At 50.0% G+C, this 20,800-nt stretch carries 24 protein-coding genes; 12 read left to right on the top strand and 12 right to left on the bottom strand.

Annotated features, from left to right (window positions below):
- Nucleotides 1–250: 250 nt before the first annotated feature.
- The 5 genes from nrdF to ACWWFX_RS02725 form a co-directional block, all read right to left on the bottom strand.
- The gene (gene nrdF / locus ACWWFX_RS02745; RefSeq protein ID WP_473223167.1) at nt 251–1,213 is read right to left on the bottom strand and encodes a class 1b ribonucleoside-diphosphate reductase subunit beta; all 963 of its coding nucleotides are present in this window, start codon (nt 1,211–1,213) and stop codon (nt 251–253) included.
- A 10-nt stretch (nt 1,214–1,223) separates the two neighbouring features.
- Nucleotides 1,224–3,368 (bottom strand): class 1b ribonucleoside-diphosphate reductase subunit alpha, encoded by a 2,145-nt coding sequence (gene nrdE / locus ACWWFX_RS02740; protein WP_473223166.1) that lies wholly within the window; start codon nt 3,366–3,368, stop codon nt 1,224–1,226.
- Nucleotides 3,341–3,751, bottom strand: coding sequence for a class Ib ribonucleoside-diphosphate reductase assembly flavoprotein NrdI (gene nrdI / locus ACWWFX_RS02735; protein WP_473223165.1), 411 nt, complete (start codon nt 3,749–3,751; stop codon nt 3,341–3,343). Before nrdI ends, nrdE begins: the two co-directional genes overlap by 28 nt.
- Entirely contained in the window at nt 3,748–3,993 is a 246-nt protein-coding gene (gene nrdH, locus ACWWFX_RS02730; RefSeq protein ID WP_015963319.1) for a glutaredoxin-like protein NrdH, read from the bottom strand. Before nrdH ends, nrdI begins: the two co-directional genes overlap by 4 nt.
- A gap of 182 nt (nt 3,994–4,175) precedes the next feature.
- Nucleotides 4,176–4,607, bottom strand: coding sequence for a carboxymuconolactone decarboxylase family protein (locus ACWWFX_RS02725; protein WP_473223164.1), 432 nt, complete (start codon nt 4,605–4,607; stop codon nt 4,176–4,178).
- Between the two features lie 90 nt (nt 4,608–4,697).
- Here ACWWFX_RS02725 and pdxR point away from each other — a divergent pair, with 90 nt between their 5' ends.
- The gene (gene pdxR / locus ACWWFX_RS02720) at nt 4,698–6,038 is read left to right on the top strand and encodes a MocR-like pyridoxine biosynthesis transcription factor PdxR (protein WP_473223298.1); all 1,341 of its coding nucleotides are present in this window, start codon (nt 4,698–4,700) and stop codon (nt 6,036–6,038) included.
- Nucleotides 6,039–6,140: 102 nt separating this feature from the next.
- Here pdxR and ACWWFX_RS02715 read toward each other — a convergent pair whose 3' ends face one another.
- Nucleotides 6,141–6,467 (bottom strand): DUF883 family protein, encoded by a 327-nt coding sequence (locus ACWWFX_RS02715; RefSeq protein ID WP_276222449.1) that lies wholly within the window; start codon nt 6,465–6,467, stop codon nt 6,141–6,143.
- Nucleotides 6,468–6,630: 163 nt separating this feature from the next.
- On the opposite strand from ACWWFX_RS02715, the gene ACWWFX_RS02710 reads away from it, so the two are divergent.
- Nucleotides 6,631–6,975: a DUF2002 family protein gene (locus ACWWFX_RS02710; RefSeq protein ID WP_276222447.1), complete on the top strand. Its 345-nt coding sequence runs from the start codon at nt 6,631–6,633 to the stop codon at nt 6,973–6,975.
- Nucleotides 6,976–7,007: 32 nt separating this feature from the next.
- Here ACWWFX_RS02710 and alaE read toward each other — a convergent pair whose 3' ends face one another.
- Nucleotides 7,008–7,457 (bottom strand): L-alanine exporter AlaE, encoded by a 450-nt coding sequence (gene alaE, locus ACWWFX_RS02705; protein ID WP_015963324.1) that lies wholly within the window; start codon nt 7,455–7,457, stop codon nt 7,008–7,010.
- Nucleotides 7,458–8,096: 639 nt separating this feature from the next.
- Here alaE and stpA point away from each other — a divergent pair.
- A complete protein-coding gene (stpA, locus tag ACWWFX_RS02700; RefSeq protein WP_276222443.1) occupies nt 8,097–8,498 on the top strand; it encodes a DNA-binding protein StpA in 402 nt (133 codons plus the stop codon).
- A 41-nt stretch (nt 8,499–8,539) separates the two neighbouring features.
- On the opposite strand, the gene ACWWFX_RS02695 is transcribed toward stpA, so the two are convergent.
- Complete coding sequence (locus ACWWFX_RS02695; RefSeq protein ID WP_473223163.1) at nt 8,540–8,719, bottom strand: hypothetical protein; 180 nt, start codon at nt 8,717–8,719, stop codon at nt 8,540–8,542.
- Between the two features lie 82 nt (nt 8,720–8,801).
- Nucleotides 8,802–9,323, bottom strand: a complete 522-nt coding sequence (locus ACWWFX_RS02690; protein ID WP_473223162.1) for a rhodanese family protein — start codon at nt 9,321–9,323, stop codon at nt 8,802–8,804.
- 653 nt (nt 9,324–9,976) lie between these two features.
- Here ACWWFX_RS02690 and ACWWFX_RS02685 point away from each other — a divergent pair.
- The 4 genes from ACWWFX_RS02685 (at nt 9,977) to ACWWFX_RS02670 (ending at nt 14,931) form a co-directional block, all read left to right on the top strand.
- Nucleotides 9,977–10,561 (top strand): fimbrial protein, encoded by a 585-nt coding sequence (locus ACWWFX_RS02685; protein ID WP_276222437.1) that lies wholly within the window; start codon nt 9,977–9,979, stop codon nt 10,559–10,561.
- A 73-nt stretch (nt 10,562–10,634) separates the two neighbouring features.
- Nucleotides 10,635–11,297 (top strand): fimbrial biogenesis chaperone, encoded by a 663-nt coding sequence (locus ACWWFX_RS02680; RefSeq protein ID WP_473223161.1) that lies wholly within the window; start codon nt 10,635–10,637, stop codon nt 11,295–11,297.
- Nucleotides 11,297–13,816, top strand: coding sequence for a fimbria/pilus outer membrane usher protein (locus ACWWFX_RS02675; RefSeq protein ID WP_473223160.1), 2,520 nt, complete (start codon nt 11,297–11,299; stop codon nt 13,814–13,816). Before ACWWFX_RS02680 ends, ACWWFX_RS02675 begins: the two co-directional genes overlap by 1 nt.
- Before the next feature lie 11 nt (nt 13,817–13,827).
- Nucleotides 13,828–14,931 carry a fimbrial protein gene (locus tag ACWWFX_RS02670; protein ID WP_473223159.1) on the top strand — a complete coding sequence of 368 codons (1,104 nt, stop codon included), beginning with the start codon at nt 13,828–13,830 and terminating at the stop codon, nt 14,929–14,931.
- Between the two features lie 96 nt (nt 14,932–15,027).
- Here ACWWFX_RS02670 and ACWWFX_RS02665 read toward each other — a convergent pair whose 3' ends face one another.
- Both ACWWFX_RS02665 and ACWWFX_RS02660 read right to left on the bottom strand, forming a co-directional pair.
- Complete coding sequence (locus ACWWFX_RS02665) at nt 15,028–15,384, bottom strand: hypothetical protein (RefSeq protein ID WP_456146251.1); 357 nt, start codon at nt 15,382–15,384, stop codon at nt 15,028–15,030.
- Between the two features lie 182 nt (nt 15,385–15,566).
- On the bottom strand, nt 15,567–16,469 hold the full coding sequence (locus ACWWFX_RS02660) for a LysR family transcriptional regulator (protein WP_473223158.1): 903 nt from the start codon (nt 16,467–16,469) through the stop codon (nt 15,567–15,569).
- A 98-nt stretch (nt 16,470–16,567) separates the two neighbouring features.
- On the opposite strand from ACWWFX_RS02660, the gene ACWWFX_RS02655 reads away from it, so the two are divergent.
- Nucleotides 16,568–17,203: an FMN-dependent NADH-azoreductase gene (locus ACWWFX_RS02655; protein WP_473223157.1), complete on the top strand. Its 636-nt coding sequence runs from the start codon at nt 16,568–16,570 to the stop codon at nt 17,201–17,203.
- A gap of 75 nt (nt 17,204–17,278) precedes the next feature.
- Here ACWWFX_RS02655 and ACWWFX_RS02650 read toward each other — a convergent pair whose 3' ends face one another.
- Entirely contained in the window at nt 17,279–17,533 is a 255-nt protein-coding gene (locus ACWWFX_RS02650; protein WP_473223156.1) for a helix-turn-helix domain-containing protein, read from the bottom strand.
- Nucleotides 17,534–17,633: 100 nt separating this feature from the next.
- Here ACWWFX_RS02650 and ACWWFX_RS02645 point away from each other — a divergent pair, with 100 nt between their 5' ends.
- From ACWWFX_RS02645 to ACWWFX_RS02630, 4 genes are all read left to right on the top strand, one after another.
- Nucleotides 17,634–17,873, top strand: a complete 240-nt coding sequence (locus ACWWFX_RS02645; protein WP_473223155.1) for a helix-turn-helix domain-containing protein — start codon at nt 17,634–17,636, stop codon at nt 17,871–17,873.
- Between the two features lie 3 nt (nt 17,874–17,876).
- The gene (locus tag ACWWFX_RS02640; protein ID WP_473223154.1) at nt 17,877–18,221 is read left to right on the top strand and encodes a DUF1294 domain-containing protein; all 345 of its coding nucleotides are present in this window, start codon (nt 17,877–17,879) and stop codon (nt 18,219–18,221) included.
- Nucleotides 18,222–18,590: 369 nt separating this feature from the next.
- The gene (locus ACWWFX_RS02635; protein ID WP_149461716.1) at nt 18,591–19,634 is read left to right on the top strand and encodes an AAA family ATPase; all 1,044 of its coding nucleotides are present in this window, start codon (nt 18,591–18,593) and stop codon (nt 19,632–19,634) included.
- The gene (locus tag ACWWFX_RS02630; protein ID WP_149461717.1) at nt 19,627–20,619 is read left to right on the top strand and encodes a DUF4435 domain-containing protein; all 993 of its coding nucleotides are present in this window, start codon (nt 19,627–19,629) and stop codon (nt 20,617–20,619) included. Before ACWWFX_RS02635 ends, ACWWFX_RS02630 begins: the two co-directional genes overlap by 8 nt.
- Nucleotides 20,620–20,800: the final 181 nt, after the last annotated feature.

The following is a 20,800-nucleotide window of genomic DNA, read 5'->3' as shown; positions in this document are numbered from 1 at the left end:
AGGATTCTGCTTGCCGAAATGGGAAGGGCGAATTGCCGGGGCTTCCCGTGATATAAGGGCTGAGAGCAATTAGAATTTTTCTGATATTTTTACGTTCTTCCACCGTAAATTTCACCTGAAAGCGATAAATTCAGGTGAAATGAAGAGGAAAATAACAGTGTAGTAGCCCTGAAAATATTTGTGTGATTAATTGCGTTATTCTAAAAATAATCCGGCAAAAAATGAGGGATATTTTTGCCGGAAAACGTGATTAAAAATTCCAATCGTCGTCGGTGGTTTCGACGGCTTTTCCCATCACATAGGAGGAACCTGAACCGGAGAAAAAGTCGTGATTTTCATCAGCGTTAGGGGAGAGTGCGGCGAGGATAGCCGGGTTGACCTCGGCCATTTCTGCCGGGAACAGCGCCTCGTAACCCAGATTCATCAGCGCCTTATTGGCGTTGTAGCAGAGAAACGCTTTTACCTCATCAACCCAACCGCTGTCGGCATAAAGCGCTTCGGTGTAGGCCAGTTCATTGTCATAGAGGTCCATTAGCAAATCGAAGGCAAAATCTTTCAGCGCTTCACGCTCTGCTTCGCTCACTTTCTCCAGCCCTTTCTGATACTTATAGCCGATGTAGTAACCGTGTACGGCTTCATCGCGAATAATCAGGCGGATAAGATCGGCGGTATTGGTGAGCTTGCCCCGGCTCGACCAGTACATCGGCAACCAAAAGCCGGAATAGAAGAGGAATGATTCAAGAAATACGCTGGCGATTTTTTTCTTCAGCGGCTCATTGGCCTGATAACGCGCCAGCATCAGGTGTGCTTTTTTCTGCAACGACCCGTTTTCTTCGCTCCACGTGTAGGCGGCATCGACATCTTTCGTCTGGCATAACGTCGAGAAAATCGAGCTGTAGGAGCGGGCGTGGACCGCTTCCATAAAGCTGATATTCGACATCACCGCTTCTTCGTGTGGCGTGAGCGAATCAGGCATCAGCGACGGGGCACCCACCGTATTCTGAATGGTGTCCAGCAGCGTCAGGCCGGTGAACACGCGGATGGTCAGCTGCTGCTGGGCGGGCGTCAGGCTCTGCCAGGCGGGGATATCATTGGAGAGCGGCACTTTTTCCGGCAGCCAGAAGTTGCTGGTCAGGCGGTTCCACACCTCCAGATCTTTATCGTCCTGAATCTTGTTCCAGTTGACGGCGCTGACGTGCGATAAACGATTCATCCTTTTCTCCTTACAGCGCGCAGGACACGCAGCCTTCAATTTCAGTGCCTTCCAGCGCAAGCTGGCGCAGGCGAATGTAGTAGAGGGTTTTGATGCCTTTCTTCCAGGCGTAAATTTGCGCTTTATTGATATCGCGCGTGGTGGCGGTATCAGGAAAGAACAGCGTTAATGACAGCCCCTGATCGACATGCCGCGTCGCTTCTGCGTAGGTGTCGATAATCGCCTGCGGGCCAATCTCGTAGGCGTCCTGATAGAACGCCAGATTGTCGTTATTCATAAACGGCGCAGGGTAGTAAACACGCCCGGTTTTTCCCTCTTTGCGAATCTCCACCTTCGAGACTATCGGGTGAATACTTGAGGTGGCGTGGTTGATATAGGAAATCGACCCCGTCGGCGGTACCGCCTGTAAATTCTGGTTATAAATGCCGTAACACATTACCGCTTCGCGCAGTTGCCGCCAGTTTTCGTGGCTCGGTAAGGTAATGCCTGAGCGCTGGAAGAGGGCGCGAACACGGTCGTATTTTGGTTGCCAGTCACCTTCCAGATATTGCGTAAAGTACTCGCCGCTGGCATAGCGTGATTGCTCAAACCCGGCGAAGCGTTGCCCGCGCTCGCGCGCCAGCAGCATTGACGTATGCAGGGCATGCCAGGTGACGGTGTAGAAGTAGAGGTTGGTAAATTCCAGCGCTTCCGGGCTACCGTAGGCGATGCCTTCCCGCGCCAGATAACCGTGCAGATTCATCTGCCCAAGGCCGATGGCGTGTGAGGCGGCGTTACCTGCTTCAATCGATGGCACCGAACGGATATGACTCATATCGGATACCGCCGTCAGCCCGCGTATTGCGGTGGCGATGGTCAGGCCAAAGTTGGGCGAATCCATGGTGTGCGCGATGTTCAGCGAGCCGAGATTACAGGAGATATCATGCCCGGTGGCGGCATAATCGAGGTTCTCATCGTAGGTTGAAGCGCTGTTAACCTGCAAAATCTCCGAGCACAGGTTGCTCATGTTGATGCGCCCGGCAATCGGGTTCGCGCGGTTCACCGTATCTTCGTACATGATGTACGGATAACCGGATTCAAACTGGATCTCGGCCAGCGTCTGGAAGAAATCACGCGCATTAATATATTTTTTGCGCACGCGGGTGTCCGCTTCCAGCTCGGCATACATTTCGCTGATGGCGATATCGCCAAATGGTTTGCCGTACAGACGTTCGACATCATAGGGCGAGAAGAGCGCCATCTCGGCGTTTTCTTTCGCTAACTGGAACGTGATATCGGGGATCACCACGCCAAGCGAGAGCGTTTTAATGCGAATTTTTTCGTCGGCATTTTCCCGTTTGGTATCAAGGAATCGCAGAATGTCCGGGTGATGCGCGTGTAAATAAACGGCCCCCGCGCCCTGACGCGCACCGAGCTGGTTGGCATAGGAAAAGGCATCTTCCAGCATTTTCATCACCGGAATGACACCGGATGACTGATTTTCAATGCGCTTAATCGGTGCACCGGATTCACGCAGATTCGACAGTAAAAAGGCCACGCCGCCGCCGCGTTTAGAAAGCTGGAGCGCCGAGTTCACCGCGCGGCCAATCGACTCCATATTGTCTTCGATACGCAGCAGGAAGCAGGAAACCAGCTCTCCGCGCTGCTGTTTACCACAGTTGAGGAAGGTCGGCGTCGCGGGCTGAAAACGACCGGAAAGCATCTCATCGGTAAGCTGGCAGGCCAGCGCTTCGTCGCCCTGGGCAAGTGTTAACGCCACCATACAAACGCGGTCGGCGAAGTGTTCCAGATAGCGTTTGCCGTCGAAGGTCTTCAGCGCGTAGCTGGTGTAAAACTTCCATGCGCCGAGGAAGGTCTGGAAACGAAAACCGCTGGCGTGCGCGTGTTTAATCAGCGCAGTGACAAACGCGCGTGGATAACGTTTAAGCACGGCATCATCGTAGTAGCCCTCCGCGACCAGCCAGCGCAGACGCTCCTCTGCATCATTAAACGTGACGCTGTTCGGCTGAACATGAGCGGTCATAAAGGCATCTACGGCCTCGCTGTCCTTTTCAAACTGAATCTGCCCGTTCCGGTCATACAGATTCAGCATCGCATTAAGCGCATGATAGTCAGGCACGGCCTGGGTTACCCGTTCTGCGGTTGTCGTTGCCAAAATTCGCTCACTCCTTTTCGCACTGTATCAATATCGTGTTGCGTGCCCATCAGCTCAAAGCGGTAGAGCCAGGGAACGTGGCATTTTTCAGCGATCACCGCGCCCGCGCGGCCATAAGCGTCGCCAAAGTTTCGGTTTCCCGCCGCAATCACGCCACGGATTAACGCCCGGTTCTGCGGGTCATTTAAGAAGCGGATCACCTGACGCGGAACTGCGCCTGCCGTACCGCCGCCGCCATAGCTGGGAACGACCAGAATGTACGGCTCCTCGACCTGGATTCGCTCCCGCTCATTCAGCGGAATACGTATCGCAGGCAGCCCGAGACGCACCATAAAGCGGTGCGTGTTCTCAGAGCTGCTGGAGAAGTAGACGAGGCGGCTCATGCGTGAGCGGCAATGGCATCAGGTCGCAGGCGATTGATCATATCCGGGCGGAAGCCGGACCAGCGGGTTTCCCCCGCGATCACCACCGGAAGCTGGCGAAAGCCCTGTTCACGCAGGGTATCGGCCATCTCAGGATGTTGGTCGAGATTGACCATCTCGAAATCAAAGCCACGACTCTCCATTGCCCGTTTGGTGGCGTGGCACTGGATGCAGTTATTACGAGTGTAAATAGTAATGCGCATGATTCGTATTTCCATTTAAAATGACAATAGGGCGCAGTTAAGAGCGTCGGTCCGGGAGTGGTTACCTGAAAGGAATACTAGATGTAGTTTTTGAAAACTTCAACCATACAATATATAGATGTTTGAACAAAAAAAGCCCCCGGCGCGTAATGCGACGGGGGCCGGGGAACTTTGCCTAAAAATTACATGCGCATAGCGATAGCCAGACGGTTAAAGGCATTCATCAAGCTGATGGCGAAGGTCAGATCGCTGATTTGCTCGGCGTTGAAGTGCGCCAGCAATGGTTGATAGACGCTATCTTCCGCATGGTGCTCGGCGATGTGCGTCACGTCTTCTGCCCAGGCCAGCGCAGCGGCTTCCGCTTCAGTGAAGTGATTACTCACTCTCCAGCCAGCCAGGGCGTCAAGCTTGCTCTGATCCACACCCGCTTTGCGCAGCGCTTTACTGTGCATCTCCAGACAGAAGGCGCAGCCGTTAATCTGTGAAACGCGCAGGTAGACGAGCTCCAGCAGGGTGCGGTCCAGCGAACTTTTTTCCAGAGCCAGGCTTGCCTGAACCATACCTTTGTACACGTCCGGGCTTAATTCATTATAGGGTTGGCGCAGCAGGGTCATATTGTTTCTCCTCGTTATCGATATGCGTAAAAGTAGCACTATAATGGTCTGCATCAGATAGCCATATTATGAGTAAAAAAGCAGACCATGATGCAAAGTGATGGCCCACGCTATCGGCAGATTGCCAGGCAGCTGAAAACCGCGATTGAGGAAGGCAAGCTCACGGCCGGCAGGCGACTGCCGTCCAGCCGGGTATATGCCCAGGAGCTGGGCGTGTCGCGCGTGACGGTGGAAAATGCATACGGTGAATTGGTGGCGCAGGGCTGGCTTGAACGGCGCGGCCAGGCCGGGACGTTTGTCAGTGAACATCTCACGCTCAAACCGGCGGTGGCAGAGCCAACCTGGTTTTGCGGCGAGGAACCGCATCCGCAACCTTTTCAGCTTGGGCTGCCTGCGCTGGATCTCTTCCCGCGTGCATTGTGGGCAAAAGTGATGGGACGGCGGTTGCGTACTCAGACGCGTTTTGACCTGGCGCTGGGCGATGTGTGTGGCGAGATGGCGCTACGTCAGGCGATTGTCGAGTATCTGCGGTTGTCGCGCAGCATTGAGTGCCAGCCGGAACAGGTTTTTATTACGTCGGGCTATGCGGCGTCGATGAGCCTGATTCTGCGAGCGCTGGATGGTCAGGGTATGTGGGTGGAAGATCCCGGTTTTCCGTTAATCCGCCCGGTGATTGCGCAGGAGCGGGTAAACCTGTTGCCGGTTCCGGTAGATGGAGAAGGGATGAATGTGGAGTGGGCGCTTGCTAACGTGCCAGACGCCCGTTTTGCGCTGCTCACCCCGGCACATCAAAGCCCGCTTGGCGTGGCGCTCTCTCTGCCGCGTCGCCGACAACTGCTGGACTGGGCAACGCGTCAGCAGGCGTGGATCATTGAAGATGATTACGACAGTGAGTTTCGTTATCAGGGTAAACCGCTACCGCCGCTTAAAAGCCTGGATGCGCCGCAACGCGTCATTTACGCCGGTACCTTCAGCAAAGCGATGTTTCCGGCGCTGCGCACCGCCTGGCTGGTGGTGCCTGTGCCGCTGGTGGCGCAGTTTCGCCGCCACGTACAAAAAATTGCCTGCCCGGTGCCGCTGCTGTGGCAGCAAACGTTGGGTGATTTTATCCATGAAGGCCACTTCTGGCGGCATCTGAAGAAGATGCGCGTGCATTACGCCGAGCGGCGGCGCTGGCTGGAGGAGGCCTTACAGGCGCACGGTTTTGACGTGGTGGCGCAGCAAGGGGGCATTCAACTGGTGGTCAATATTTCCGGTGACGATAGGTTACAGGCGCGGCGCGCGCGTGATGCCGGGCTGGCCGTGCAGGCGGTGAATGACTGGCGGATTCGCGGAAGCGGTGCGCCAGGGCTCATCATGAGCTTTACCAATATTACGTCGCAGGCGATGGCAAGGGAGCAGGTGTTAGCGTTAAAGCAGGCCTTAAATTAAAAACCCCGGCGTAAAAGCCGGGGTGCAGACGCGTAGCCGTTCAGAAACTGATCTCAATTTTCCTGATACGGCGCATTTATTATCTTCACTGTTTCACTTCAATTATCGACGCAAACTTAATAATGCGCCAACAAATATCCCAACGGCGGCAACCGCGCCTAAGCTCTGCCAGGGTTTATCACGCACATAGGTGCTGGCGCAGTTCAGATAATCGCAGGCGGCCTGCTGCGAACGGCTGCGGCCATGCAGTCTGGCGCGGGACTCTTTCAACAGCGCCTGTGCTTTACGACGTGCGGCGTCAGCTTCGCCTTTTGCATCGCTACCCCAGCTTTTCAGTACATCCTCAAGACTGTCGGCTAACTGATTGACTTGATCCTGAATATCCTGCGTCTCATCAACTACGTCATTGCGGCCAAATCGATTAGGCATGTGCTTCTCCTTTTTAAGTGGGGACGAAATTAAGTGTAGGCAAAATTTTTATCCTTTGGGGCGAATCACAGCGAATCGACGCGTTTGTGGATTTTTCTGAAGGCGGGGTTAATGCTGATTACTGTAAGGTGGCGGTGCAGTAAAAGATGACGAGGAAAAAATAATGTATTTACGACCTGATGAGGTGGCGCGCGTTCTTGAAAAAGTGGGCTTCACTGTGGATGTGGTAACCCAAAAAGCCTATGGCTATCGCCGTGGGGAGAATTATGTTTATGTGAATCGTGAAGCGCGGATGGGACGCACGGCGTTGATTATCCATCCGGCGTTAAAAGAGCGAAGCAATTCGTTGGCCGAACCCGCTTCTGATATGAAAACCTGCGATCACTATCAGCAATTCCCCCTCTATTTAGGCGGAAATGAACAGCAACACTATGGAATTCCTCATGGCTTCAGTTCGCGCATTGCGCTGGAGCGTTACCTGAACGGTTTATTTGGCGAATTTCACTAAGCGAGCGACTGGCATTGGCCAGTCGCTGTGCATTATGCCTTTGCCTGACTGTACTGGCTGACACGAAAAAGACGGCGGCAGAAATCGAGAAAATAGCCGTACACCGCACCCATCACCATTGAAACCACGATATTCGAGCTTACGGCGGCGGCAATCTGATGCCAGTCTGCGCCGATAGTCAGCAGGATAATCACATATACCGGCGACTGAAACGTAACATACGCCAGCGTATCAGCGAGGTTTTTCACCCAGCCTGCCGGGCTAATGCGACGTGCCTGGCGCATAATGGCATCGCGATAAATACCATACGGCCATGCAATAATAATGTTTACCGGCACCGCTAACAGACGAGAAGAAAGCGACTGCTCAAAGGTCATTCCGGAGAGAAAAATTTCAATCATCATGTTCACGACGGAACAGTAGACCACCATGGCGAAAGTGTCTGCTGCTGCGTGACGCAGGCGTGACTGCGCAGAGAACATCGGTATGCTCCTCGAAAAGTAACGAAAACCGTCATTAAAGGGGTGTCTAAAGGCGTTTTGGGTTGCCTTTGTTGATATGTATAGATTATCTGGCTGGGTTAAAACTAACAACTAGTGAAATATTTTTATTTAGACGCTTTTTGTCAATAAAATACTCTGTTAGCGGATGATTTTAACTGTTGGCATTATTTTTAGTTATGTATCATTTTTATTATTTAAAAATCAATAGTTTATGCTTATGCGCGCACCGTGTTGCAGATAACTGAGATGCGCTACTGAGGCCAGCAAGCGTGGGATACGGTTTATAAGTGTGATCTTTGTCATTTTTGGTGTTTTTTATGCCAGTTAACGGAGTTTTGCAGCAGTTAGTTCTGATGTCATTAATTTGTAATTATGCACTTAACGTGGGTGATTATTCATTTTGTTGTTTTGTTAACAAGACGTTGCGATATGCGGCAAATGCGCATCGCTTCCGGGAATATTAATTTAGTATTTGCTGGCTATATTTAAATATAATTTCGAAACAGAGTGAGGATATATTCAGTAATATTTCGGCGGTGGCAATATATTCTTAAATACAATATAATTAGCAGCTGTAGTAATGTATTTTTTTTTTTGAATAAGGAATTTTATAGCCCTATGTCTGTTATGTTACAAAAATTGAATAACATCCGTTCTTTGCGTGCAATGGCGCGAGATTTCTCCATTGACGTTCTTGAAGAAATGCTGGAAAAAGTCAGGATCGTCACTGAAGAAAAGAGAAATGAAGAGCAGTTAGCGATGCAGCAACGCGCTGAGCAGCAAGAAAAAATTAATACCTGGCTGGAGTTAATGCAGGCTGATGGTATTTCGCCGGAAGAGCTGGCGGATATGAAAGCGGCGATTGCTGGCGCGCCGAAAAAACGCGCATCGCGTCCGGCAAAATATCGTTTTACCGATTTCAACGGTGAAGTAAAAACCTGGACCGGCCAGGGCCGTACGCCAAAACCTATCGCGCAGGGGCTGGCTAACGGTAAATCACTGGATGATTTTCTGATCTAGTGGCCGGGAAAAGCGGTGAGAACCATCTCACCGCACAATTTTTAGCAAACGCCAAAATCACCTTCTTCGGTATATGGCGTAACGTCTTCCAGCTTCAGGGTATATTTCTCTCCCTGCTCATTGCTTGCCTGTACCGCTACAATATGATCGTTGTGCGTTTCCAGAACTTTGAGTTTTGGCCCACCCATTTTCGGTTGTACAAAATCACCAACTGAATACATCGCGATACTCCTGCTCTATTTGTTAACGTTACCTAAGATTAAGCTGGTGTAACGAAATAGTAAATGCAGAGTGTCGTTATCCTTAACGACGATTCCACGGCATGACGGCCAACAGTCTGGCCATGCCACAAAATCCGCTGATACCCGCGAAGGTGAGGCCAGCACCGACAAAGGCGCTCAGCAGGAAGAATGCCTCTGAAACCGTGTAACCCAACACGCAGCCCAGAAGAATTAATCCACCGGCCGCAATTTGCACCTGCCGCATAAGCGGTAATGGCTGCTTTTTATCTTCGATTGTTTCCAGCCCGGCGGCTTTCCATGCCTGAATGCCACCTTCCAGCACCATTACCTTAGCAGGCGCAGCGGCGGCAACCAGGCGGGTGAGATTGTTGCGGGTGCGGTTTCCGGACTGGCAATGGAAAATAACGACGTCATCGGCGTTCACAGGCAGCGTCGAACCCTGCTCAATGGCGCTTAACGGGAACGGTTGAGCCTGGGCAATATGTTCGCGGGCAAATTCATCCGCATCGCGGATATCAACCAGCTTTGCGCCTTCATGAAGTTGCGTCAGCGCCTGCTGGGGGGAAATCATCTCTGTTGTCATTATCCTGGTACCTTATGCAGGGTTGTTCCTATCTTAATGTATATACAGGTAAATAACGAGTATGAGAACTGTGCACTATTCGGCATTCATGATTAATAAAAAGAGTAAAATAATCATGATTTGAATTTGAACTCTTAGTAAGATCATGGTTTATCCACGTTATAGCTATGGTTAATATTTTTAATAGGAATGTTCTTACTTAATGTAAATATTGAAAGCTTGTGGATGAATATTATTCACTCTAAAGATCAATTTTATGTTAATTGTCAGTGCTTATTGACAGTTGTGTTAATTTTAATGATTCATAGTGTAATTCATAAGTCATTCTCTGATAGCCGCAATTAAACATATCATTCGTATTTAACGATTAACCTGGAAATGTTTAAATTCCGCAACGCATAGACCACATAATTTGTTGTTGCAATTCGTGCTACTGCCGATATCATTTATTCGCAGACCTAATATGTTCATCGGGTCTGACACTCAATAAAGTCGATATTGTTCGGTTGATAAAACTGAGATAAAGACTGTGCACAATATCCTACCGATGGAACGACGATTAACTTCAACACGGAAGAACTGGCGGTACCGTTTGGCATTTTATTGCCTCGCGTATACCGCATTGGATAGCCGTCAAAGAAGAGAGAAATAAAATGAAATCGCAGTTCCGTATTATGGCCGTCGTTATCGCGGCTCTGGCATCAGGCACCACGCTTTCCGCTATTGCCAACGACATGACCACCACCGTGCCCGCTGCGGATGGTGCTCAGGGTGCTGGCGGCCAGGTGAAATTTACCGGGGAAATTACTGACGCCGCGTGCGATATCGATACCAATAGTACCAATCAGGTGGTCGATTTGGGCAAGTGGGCAAGCAGCTACTTTAAAGCAACCGGTACGGAAACCACCAAAACACCTTTCCATATCAATGTGAAAGATTGCCCGTCTTCAGTGAGCAAAGTTGCTGTGTTGTTTGACGGTACGCATGATGCCAATGAAGCCGATCTGCTGGCGATTGACGGTGATGCCACTGGCGTCGGCATTAAGCTGATTGAAGCGGATGAAACCACGCAGGTTAAACTGGGTACGATTTCCAAAGAGTACCCGATTGATGCGGGCAGTGACGGTGAGGCGGGTACCGCCGATCTGTTGTTCTACGCTGACTATCGCGCCACCGCTGATAAAGTCACGGCAGGTAACGCTGACGGTGTGACCAACTTCGAAATGGTTTACAACTAAGTCGAATCTGAGCAGGGGATTTCTCCTGCTCATTAATCCTTTTCTCGTTTCCCCTGACAAATGATTGCTATTTATGAAACGTATTATCGCAGGCGTTGCTCTTTCATTCTTATTGGTTACTGCTGCTAAGGCGGGCGTGGTCGTGGGGGGAACCCGCGTAATATATGAGGAAGGGAAGCGTGAGGCTTCTATTTCGGTGACTAATGCTGATACCCATACACCGTATCTGGTGCAATCCTGGGCTGAGAATTTTAACGAAAATGACAAACGCCCGGTGCCCTTTATTGTTACGCCGCCGCTGTTCCGCCTTGATCCTGAAAAAAGAAATATGCTGCGCATCAGCTTTACCGGTATGGAGTTGCCGCATGATCGGGAGTCCGTATTCTGGTTGAATGTGAAGACTATTTCACCTTCCCAAAAAGGGGATGTGAATAAATTACAGGTAAATATTAAATCTAAATTTAAGATTTTTTATCGCCCTGACAATTTGGCGGGCGACCCGGGTAAAGCATGGCAGCAGCTGCAATTTCACGCGACGGGTAATCAGTTAGTGGTAAATAACCCAACGCCCTATTTTGTCTCATTATTTTCTGTTTCCGTTGCGGGAAAAGAGGTTGATGAGCCAGGAATGGTTGCGCCAATGTCCTCGTTAACGTGGCCGATTAGCGGTTCGGGGACGGTGAAATGGCGTGCAATTAATGATTTCGGCGGCATCACTGACGTTGCGCAGCAGTAATGCGCCAGTTCCCACGCAGCCATTCGCATAAGCCGACGGGCGCGGTACTGCTGCTGGCAACGGTGCCAACCGCACTGTTTCTGCTGTGTCATCACCGTCTGGCGCTGGCCGACGACTATTTCGACCCGGCTGCGCTGGAGGTGACCGATCCGCAGCAGAAAACCGCCGATCTCCACTATTTTGAAAAGAATGGCGGCCAGCAACCCGGTACGTACCCGGTGGCTATCTGGGTGAACAACCAGCAGGTCGGGCAGGGGAATGTGACTTTTGTCGAGGACAATGGCACTCTGCAACCCCTGCTGACGGCGGCGCAATTGGCGGAATTTGGCGTCAACGTCAGCGCTTTTTCTGCTTTTAATCAGCTGCATGATGGCGAGACATTTGCTCAGATTAGCCGCTATATTCCTGATGCCAGCAGTACTTTCGATTTTAGCGAACAGCGGCTGAATCTCAGTATCCCGCAGGCGGCCATGAACCTGCAAAGCCGTGGCTACGTTGACCCGGCACGCTGGGATGATGGCGTACCGGCCGCCTTTGTAAATTACAATCTGACCGGTGCGCAATCGCGATATCGCGACGGCGAGCATAACTCAAACTATTTAAGCTTACGCAGCGGCATGAACCTTGGCGCGTGGCGGCTGCGCAACGTTTCGTCGATGCAGTACGACAAAACCAGCCACTGGCGCTCACAAAGCACCTATTTGCAGCGGGACGTGAAGTCTTTAAAAAGTCTGCTGCGCGTGGGGGATACCTATACCTCCGGCGACGTTTTCGATAGCGTGCAGTTTCGTGGGGCGCAGCTCTCCTCTGATGACGAAATGCTGCCGGACAGCATGCGCGGCTTTGCGCCGGTGATCCGCGGGATGGCCCACAGCAACGCCAAAGTCACCGTCTCGCAGCATGGTTATGTGATTTATGAAACCTATGTCGCGCCAGGGGCGTTTGCCCTGAAAGATCTCTATCCGACTGCGCAAAGCGGCGATCTTGAGGTCACGGTAAAAGAGAGCGACGGTTCCGAGCGTAAGTTTACCCAGCCCTATTCCGCGATCCCCTTTATGCTGCGCGAGGGGCGGCTGAAATACAGCGTCAGCGCAGGCCACTATCATTCAGGCCTGGACGGTAATCGTTCCCCGCAGTTTATTCAGTCGACGCTGTTTTACGGGTTACCGGCGAGTTTTACGCTCTACGGCGGCAGCCAACTGGCGCAGGATTATCAATCCTGGGCGGGCGGTGTGGGGCACGGGTTTGGCTATTTTGGCTCGCTGGGGGCGGATGTCGCGTGGGCCAATACGCGCACGCCTTCCGGTAAGCGCTATTCAGGTCACTCTGTTCGCGTGCAGTACCAGAAAGATGTGAATCTGACCGGTACAACTTTTAACCTTGCCAGCTATCGCTACTCATCCAGCGGGTTTTATGATTTCAGCGAAGCCAATGCGCTGGAGAGTGAAAACGGTCTGGTGGACAACAAGCGTAGTCGTGAAGAGATTTCGATTTCGCAGCCCCTTGGCGGCAGCACCAGCCTGACAGCATCCGCCTATTCGCAGCGATACTGGCGCACCGGGCGTCACGATGAGACGGTGCATTTCGGGTTTTATAACACCTGGCAGGGCGTGTCGTGGGGCGTGGGTTACTACTACACCAAATCTTCCGCGCAGAATAAATCTGACCGTTCATTGTCATTTAACGTCACCATCCCGCTCGGCCAGTGGTTACCAAACAGCTCGGTGAGCTATAACACCACCTCAGATAACAACGGTTATACCTCGCAGCAGGTTTCGTTGTATGGCTCGGTGCCGGAAAATAAAAATCTCTACTACACCGTCCAGCAGGGCTACGGCAATAACGGCCAGGGCGCGAACAGCAGCGTTGCGCTTGATTACCGTGGGGGGTACGGCAGCACTCAGCTTGGTTATCGCCACGATAAGCAGAGTAACCAGCTGACCTGGGGCGCATCGGGCTCGATTGTTGCCCATCCTCACGGGATCACGCTTGGGCAGAGTACGGGTGATAGCTTTGCGATTGTTCGCGCGCCGGGAGCCTCGGACGTGGCCATCCAGAATGGGACGAACGTGCATACGGACTGGCGCGGCTATGCGGTGGTGCCGACCTTAACGGCGTATCGCAAAAACTACATTACCCTCGATACCGAGTCGCTAAAAGATGATACCGACGTCGATCTTCAGGGCCAGACGGTGATCCCCGGCGGTGGTGCAGTAGTGATGGCAAATTATCAAACGCACATCGGTAACCGCGTTCTGTTTACCCTCCATGATAGCCACGGGCCACTGCCTTTCGGTGCCAGCGCGCAGGTACGCAAAACCAGCGATGACGACGCGACGCCTGCCAGCGGTATTGTCGCCGAACAGGGGCAAGTGTATCTGAGCGGCGTGCCCGAAGAGGGCACGCTGGAGGCGCAATGGGAAACCGATAACATCTCGCACCACTGCACGCTGCATTTCCATATTTCCAGTAACCCACAGCAAAATCCGGTGAAAACAGTCACTGGCCTTTGCTTATAAGAGAGAGCGATATGCGACATCGTGACGGCGCGCTGTTTTTCTTTTTCCTGCTGATTGCGGGTTTTTATAGCCACGCTTCGCATGCGGAAACCTGCATGGCAAGCGTCGGGCAGATGACGCTGAATACGCAGAACCTGACCTATTTACCGACACTGCCCGTGAACACGCAGATGTCCAATCAAATGGCGGATAACGGCAATGGGATCCACTTTTCCTGTGATTTACAGGCACCGCTGGCGAACTGGAAACGTATTGTTTATCAACAAAAAGAGACTACCGGTTCCGGGACAGTGATCAACGGGCATCACGTGTTTGCCTCAAAGCTGGATGGCGTGAGCTACTCGGCAGGATTTCAGTGCAACGGTGGGCCGATTCGCTATATCGGCGACAGCACGGCTCCGGCAGGCGGTGAGTCGGTGACGGTATGCGACAGCGATGAACTGCCGGACCTGCTCAGTGAACGTGAACCCATCGTCAAAATGTATATCACTTTCTATAAAACCGGTGAGGTGACGATGAGCGGCGGCAACCACACCAACGTGGAATCGCAGCCGCATTTTGGGGAACTCTATATTGAGGATCGCACCGATGGCGCGACCAGCGTGAAAAGCAGCCCGGTATCGATTGACCTGGCAGCGCTTAACGTTGATATCGGCGCCAGCGGCAGCTGTCAGGTCAGCACCTCCAGCATTCAGGTGAACCTGGGGTCCGTCAATCGCGCCGAATTTAAGGGCAAAGGGCTGACGGCAGGCTCCGCCCGTTCGTTTGATATTCCGGTTTATTGCACGGCGCCGAGCGACGTCAGAGTGGGCTTTTTCGGTATTCTTGCCGCCAGCGATTCCCCGGATACCCTGGCGCTGACGAAAAGCGGCGATGCGGCAACGGGCGTTGGTGTTAAGCTAACTTATGGCAACAATGATGCCTCTGCGCCTTCAGCGGGCACCTCGGTAAAAATTAATGAAGCGTCTAACCTGCCCATTCTGAAGCATGTGACGGCGGCAAGTGCGGGTAATGCGGAGAACGTGAATTTTTCGGCGCAGTATGTTCAGACGGAAGGCAGCGTAACGGCAGGGGAAGCGAACAGTATTGTGACGTTTGCGCTGGTGTATAACTGAGTTGTTAGCCAGCCCTGTGCCGGATAAGCGAAGCGCATCCGGCATGGGCACCAAAGCAAAAAGGCCGCTTCGCGGCCTTTTTATCACTCTGAGAAATTACTCAGTCACTTTATTTTTCAGCGACTCAGCACCTTCTTTGGTTTTATTCCAACCTTTCTCGGTACCTTCTTTGGTGGCGTTCCAGCCTTTTTCAGTACCTTCTTTGGTTTTATTCCAGGCTTTCTGCGAGCCTTCGCTCACTTTGCTCCCGGTGCTTTCTGCTTTACCTTCAGCAGCATGTTTAGATTTCAGCTTCAGCTCTTCGCCTTCATGCTGCGACTGATGCAGCTTTTCTTTGGCGGTATTCGCATTCTCATGCGCCGCGGCAACGGTATCGTCGGTTGCGTGGGTGGTTGCGGCAAAAACAGGAGAAGCCAGCAGCAGGGCAGATAATGCGATCATTGTTTTTTTCATAATATCCTCATCTATCGTTATGGCTGTATGAGCTGTATTCAGCATGGCAGAGCGAACCGGGAGATGCATTAGGAAAAAACTGTATTTGGATCAGGATGTTCTGCATTGAGTGATTTTAGCAGTGAAAGATCGCTGCTAAATCATTGTACAGATACCTTTCATCTGGCTGTGTTTTTCCGTCGTTATTGAGGGGGATACGACGCAAGCCAGTCGGCCAGTTCATCAATGAAAATACGCGTGATGGCAGGCATCCCTTTGCGCGCCGGATAGAGCGCCATAAGATCTCTTGGCGGTGTGCTCCAGTCAGGAAACAATGGCTGAAGGCTGCCTGCTTCAAGCTCTTTCTGGCAGGCGAAGGCGGGCATCAGTGCCACGCCATTCCCGCCCAGAACCGCTTTCAGTAATACGCGCAAATTGTTGCTTTGCAGGCGAGGCTTAGGTTCAAATTCGAACGCCTCCTGCCCGCAAACCAGATGCCAGCGTGGGATGCTGTTTCCGCTGAGACGAACTAACGCCGGTATCTGAGCGAGATCACGTACCGTTTCCGGCTTGGCGTTCTGCGCAAGCCACGCCGGGCTGGTCACCAGAATATCGCGTTGTGTTTGCAATTTTCGCGCATGAAACGTGGAATCGTTAAGCGCGGTGGTGGTAACCACTATAGAAATATCAATACCTTCAGAAATCATATCCACGGGGCGATTGACGGCCAGCAACTGCACGTTTGCCAGTGGCCAGCGCAGAATAAAATCGCTGACAAACTCCCCAAGCCAGCTTTCTGCAATAAACACCGGTGCGCTGATTCTGAGCAAACCTTGTGGCTGCACCTGCTCCGCCATGACCGTTGCCTGAGCCTGTTTCCCCTGGTTCACCAGCGTTCGGCACTCTGCGGCAAATTGTTCCCCGGCTGGCGTGAGCGACAGCCGCCGGGTCGTGCGTTGAATCAACCGCACGCCAAGACGCTCCTCCAGCGCAGACATCCGGCGGCTAAGCATTGACTTAGAAATTCCGGCCCGTACAGCGGCCTGGGTATAGCTGCCTTCCTCGGCGATAAGTGAGAAGTAATAAAAATCATTCCAGTCGATCATGATTGTTCTTCTTATACAACAGTGATGTTCATTATTGTCTATTTAATCATCATTAATGCAACGGTTAACATTAACGTATTCCCGTTAATGAGATAAAAATGATGAAAGTTCTGCATATCGACAGTAGCCCGATGTTGAGCGCCTCAAGCTCGCGCAAACTGAGCCAGGCCCTTACCGACGCGATTTGTCTGCGTTATCCGGACGCGAGTGTAACCCATCGCGATCTCGGGCGGACGCCGCCGCCTCACCTGCGTGAAGAGACGTTTCTGGCGCTGACCGGAATCCTCGACGCGCCAGACGATCGGACGCGTAAAGAAGTCAGCGATATTTATGACGCGATTCGTGAGCTGAATGAATGTGATGTGCTGGTGATTGGCGCGCCGATGATCAATCACAGCGTTTCATCGGCACTGAAAACCTGGATCGATCAGGTTTGCCAGGCGCGAATGACGTTCCGTTTTACGCCAGAAGGGGCACAGGGTTTGGTGAAGGACAAGCCGACGTTTATTGTCTCGACGCGCGGTGGTGTGTATTCCTCTGAGGAGCATCGGGCGATGGATCATCAGGAAAGTTATTTGATCTCTACTTTAAAATTGATGGGTATCGAGGACGTACATGTTCTTCCTGCCGAGGGCGTCGATAAAACCCATCCCGGACGTGAGCAGGCGGAAAACAGCGCGCTGGCGCAGATCCCGGATTTGCTGAGTTATGTATTTAACAAATCAATAAAATAATCTCTTTTGTCGACTGCCTGATTGAGCTGGCTGGGCGCCTGGACGGAATAATATTCCAGGCCCCAACGCCAGACGCTATTTTTCAGGGGCGATCGTTTCTCTGGGCAGGCGCGTATCGTGACAGTTTTGATAGCGTGTAGGCCAAATCACCGAAGGATGCAGATTAAGCGCGTTAGCAATGAGCCACTCGCCTTTTGGCCATGGTCGATTCAGCGTATTGGCTAGCGTAGAGGACGCCAGCCCGGCTTCGCGGGATACGCGCGCCAGAGTGGTACCGCGCTTGCGCAGTGCGGCGATGATGTCGGCGGGGTGCCAGTTTTTTGGGGGCATATATTCATCCTTGATACTTTGAAAATATGAATTATCCCGTTTTGGGATAAAAGAGTAAATCGCTGATATTCGATTTTGGGATAAAAATCGAGAAAGAAAAATGTCATCCATTTATTCTCAAGAATATCAGTTTGTTATAAGCGCGTTGCGCAATGCACGCCTTGAGCAAGGATTAACACAGACGACTCTCGCAAAAGCTTTAGGCAAGCCTCAGTCTTTTATTGCGAAGGTTGAGAATGGAGAGCGCAGGCTGGACGTGGTTGAGTTCATCCATTTAGCAAAATTGCTTTCGATTGATCCGGCTACTGTTATCAAAAAAGTTATGGCTCTGAGTAATTAATACGTGATGATCAATAAAATTTGTTATGGCTTGCTAGCCGCATCATTCATTGCCAGCTTCTGGTTTTTGCATCCCGTTTGGGCGTGGTTTTTGATGGTCAATGTTTTGACCTTTTTCATCTATGGCGCGGATAAATTTGCTGCACGACGAAGCTGGCAGCGCGTACCGGAAAAGACATTGCTGGCCTTTGGCCTTGTGGGTGGATGGCCTGGCGGGTTAGCCGCTCAGCAGTTGTTCAGGCATAAAACGCAGAAACAGCCGTTTAAACGGTGGTTTTTAGGGAGCGTGGTGGTGAATGTAGCGGTGCTGGTGGGCGTGGTTTATGGGATGGGGTATTGGTGGGGGTAGGGCGGGTTTGTGCCAGGAGCGGATGTAATTTACAGATCCACTGTCCTATTGCTGCGGAAAAAACCAGCAAAGCGGCCCACGCTGAATTTCCACTTTCTGGAATTATACCCAAAAAAAGAATGAGAAAGTCTGGCTGGGTGACCGTAAAATGATCCTTTTGCCCTGGATGATGTAGTGACTGGTGGCGGGAGGGTACATATGGTGTGTTCTGCGACAAACCACCCACGGTGAGGCGGCTCTTCCTGAAAAAATAGAAACCGGAAACGAGGTCTCTCATAAACGGTAGCAAATTGTTGGCAAACATTAAATCAACACTTCTTAGAGCAAGATAGTCGGGTACAATGTTTGAAAGCAAAACGGGGTAGGATTATGAAAAATACACGTATCATCAGCGCACTAAAAATCGAAGGTCTTTTTGGACAGCATGATGTCAACATTACTTTCAATGATCTGACTGTAATTGTGGGGAAAAATGGACTAGGCAAATCAACAATCCTCAAAATTTTGCAGGGATTTACTACAGGGAAACACGAGTTAAATTACAGTGAAATCTGCGAGAGCATTGAGGTTTTTTACGAAGATGGGAATATCATTTCTTTTGGAAAGATAAGTGATGAAATGGGAATAGCCTCAGCTAGTAAAGGACTCTATCATCATCTTATGTATGATAAAGACGGGATTGATTCAATTTTCGAAGAAGTTAAAGGATTAAATTCACAGTTAAGCGAAAAAGAAAAAGAAAACTTTGCTAAAAAATTAATAGAAAACGCATTAAATTCAGAGTCATTTGTTAATATGCTTAAAAATGGCTATAGTGAAATCTTGCAGAAGAACAAGAAGCAGATGTTTTCAAATAAATGGCATACTGAAGAGTTAATAAAAACAGTTAATGTGAGATACTTGTCAACGGTTAATATTTCTGCAAACTCGAGTTCAAGGAAGGATCTTGGTAATGGTGTTGAACTTAACCTTATAGATCTTGCTATACATGAAGAAATAAGGTCGTTGATAAAAAATGGAAATGAAAAATTACTTAACACACTCTTAAATAATATTAATGCGCTTTTTAGCGACTCGGGTAAAATTGCAGTATTTAATAATCATGATTTATATTTCAGAACTGTGTTAGGTAAACAAATAACGATTCGACAGCTTTCTTCCGGAGAACGCCAACTTATCTATATATTGGCGACAGTTGCTAATACCGTAGGAAAGAAAACACTTTTACTCATGGATGAACCTGAGGTTTCCCTTCACCTCGACTGGCAAGAGAAAATTCTTAATGCCATTAAAAATGTTAACAATAAAATACAGATTATTGCTGTAACTCATAGCCCAGGCATCATAATGAATGGCCACATGGACGCTTACATAGAGATGAAAGATGTGATGAAGAGTGTTTCTCATGGCTGATTTCACGGATATTTTAAGAACTGGTTCTTTTTTAAGAGGGTATACTGGAATCCAGTCAGGACAGCCTATGGGAGTTATCTATATAGAAGATGCTTCAGATCGCCTATTTTGGGAGAGAATTGTTAATGGAGTATGCCCCGGAAGATATTCGGTTAAACCCTTTTCAGGAGCTGGATCTGAGGGAAAACGAAAGCTTGAAAAAGAATATCAACATCTTCATAAAGATCGATTAGTTGGTGTAGATAGCGATTATGATTATTTGTGTCCAGAACGCAATGAGTATTCAGATGTGCTAAACAACAGTCCTTTTGTGCTACATACCTTTTTTTATTCAAGGGAGAGTTACCTACATACCTCTGAAGCTATTGAGGATTTGACAGGATGCATTCATTTTCATGATAATATCGAAAGCAATATCATCCCTGCTTTAAATAGATACTCCAGTATTATCTATGAAGCTATGTTGGTATTTTCATGGCTTCATAATCGTGATCAGCAACAATTTGACGAAAGAGCTTTCAACGAAAGCATTCAACTACCATCAGGAGTGAATATACTTAACTCTGATCTCAGTCTCAATGAGACTGCTTTTGAGGGATTAAGTGAGTCAGTTGGCCAATACATTAGTCACCACACGCAATACATAGATGATGACGAAAGCTTTGAGAGTCATCGTGGAAAACTCAGTGAGCGAGGAATTAATGCAGAAAATGCGATGCTTTTTATAAATGGACATGATTTGCTCGATAGGGTTTTTCTACCCATTTATGAATTATTTATAAGAAATAGTCAGAGAAATGATATTGCTTGGGTTTCAGAGAACTACCCTGCTGCTCAGATAAGGGATCGTCAGCATCAGGTCCGTAATCATTATAAAGATAGATGTAAGTCAGCTACTTTGATCCATCATTGCGAATCTTTCCACGTATCAATATTCTGGCAACGTATAGCGGACAAATTGCTTCAAGCGAGTACCACCGATTAGATTTTTATCCTTTCTTGCACAACTTTAGCAGCAGTGCTGCCGAAGTTGTGTCAGTCGTTAATCAGGCTTCCTGAAATTAAATTGGCCTTGCTTACGATTCGTGGGAACATGTTTTTATCAGCTATATTAAAAATTGGTAATACCGGCTTATCATCAATAACGTCCGTTACTGTTGCTGAAT

It is taken from the genome of Pseudocitrobacter sp. 2023LY-00077 (assembly GCF_055796175.1).
The sequence above is the reverse complement of the archived record's forward strand: the minus strand, read 5'-3'. Positions and strand labels throughout refer to the sequence as shown.

Coding starts and splice junctions, on each gene's coding strand:
- nrdF (WP_473223167.1), bottom strand. CDS start 1,213: ATGAATCGTTTATCGCACGTCAGCGCCGTCAACTGGAACAAGATTCAG.
- nrdI (WP_473223165.1), bottom strand. CDS start 3,751: ATGAGCCGCCTCGTCTACTTCTCCAGCAGCTCTGAGAACACGCACCGC.
- nrdH (WP_015963319.1), bottom strand. CDS start 3,993: ATGCGCATTACTATTTACACTCGTAATAACTGCATCCAGTGCCACGCC.
- ACWWFX_RS02725 (WP_473223164.1), bottom strand. CDS start 4,607: ATGACCCTGCTGCGCCAACCCTATAATGAATTAAGCCCGGACGTGTAC.
- pdxR (WP_473223298.1), top strand. CDS start 4,698: ATGCAAAGTGATGGCCCACGCTATCGGCAGATTGCCAGGCAGCTGAAA.
- ACWWFX_RS02715 (WP_276222449.1), bottom strand. CDS start 6,467: ATGCCTAATCGATTTGGCCGCAATGACGTAGTTGATGAGACGCAGGAT.
- ACWWFX_RS02710 (WP_276222447.1), top strand. CDS start 6,631: ATGTATTTACGACCTGATGAGGTGGCGCGCGTTCTTGAAAAAGTGGGC.
- alaE (WP_015963324.1), bottom strand. CDS start 7,457: ATGTTCTCTGCGCAGTCACGCCTGCGTCACGCAGCAGCAGACACTTTC.
- stpA (WP_276222443.1), top strand. CDS start 8,097: ATGTCTGTTATGTTACAAAAATTGAATAACATCCGTTCTTTGCGTGCA.
- ACWWFX_RS02695 (WP_473223163.1), bottom strand. CDS start 8,719: ATGTATTCAGTTGGTGATTTTGTACAACCGAAAATGGGTGGGCCAAAA.
- ACWWFX_RS02690 (WP_473223162.1), bottom strand. CDS start 9,323: ATGACAACAGAGATGATTTCCCCCCAGCAGGCGCTGACGCAACTTCAT.
- ACWWFX_RS02685 (WP_276222437.1), top strand. CDS start 9,977: ATGAAATCGCAGTTCCGTATTATGGCCGTCGTTATCGCGGCTCTGGCA.
- ACWWFX_RS02680 (WP_473223161.1), top strand. CDS start 10,635: ATGAAACGTATTATCGCAGGCGTTGCTCTTTCATTCTTATTGGTTACT.
- ACWWFX_RS02675 (WP_473223160.1), top strand. CDS start 11,297: ATGCGCCAGTTCCCACGCAGCCATTCGCATAAGCCGACGGGCGCGGTA.
- ACWWFX_RS02670 (WP_473223159.1), top strand. CDS start 13,828: ATGCGACATCGTGACGGCGCGCTGTTTTTCTTTTTCCTGCTGATTGCG.
- ACWWFX_RS02665 (WP_456146251.1), bottom strand. CDS start 15,384: ATGAAAAAAACAATGATCGCATTATCTGCCCTGCTGCTGGCTTCTCCT.
- ACWWFX_RS02660 (WP_473223158.1), bottom strand. CDS start 16,469: ATGATCGACTGGAATGATTTTTATTACTTCTCACTTATCGCCGAGGAA.
- ACWWFX_RS02655 (WP_473223157.1), top strand. CDS start 16,568: ATGATGAAAGTTCTGCATATCGACAGTAGCCCGATGTTGAGCGCCTCA.
- ACWWFX_RS02650 (WP_473223156.1), bottom strand. CDS start 17,533: ATGCCCCCAAAAAACTGGCACCCCGCCGACATCATCGCCGCACTGCGC.
- ACWWFX_RS02645 (WP_473223155.1), top strand. CDS start 17,634: ATGTCATCCATTTATTCTCAAGAATATCAGTTTGTTATAAGCGCGTTG.
- ACWWFX_RS02635 (WP_149461716.1), top strand. CDS start 18,591: ATGAAAAATACACGTATCATCAGCGCACTAAAAATCGAAGGTCTTTTT.
- ACWWFX_RS02630 (WP_149461717.1), top strand. CDS start 19,627: ATGGCTGATTTCACGGATATTTTAAGAACTGGTTCTTTTTTAAGAGGG.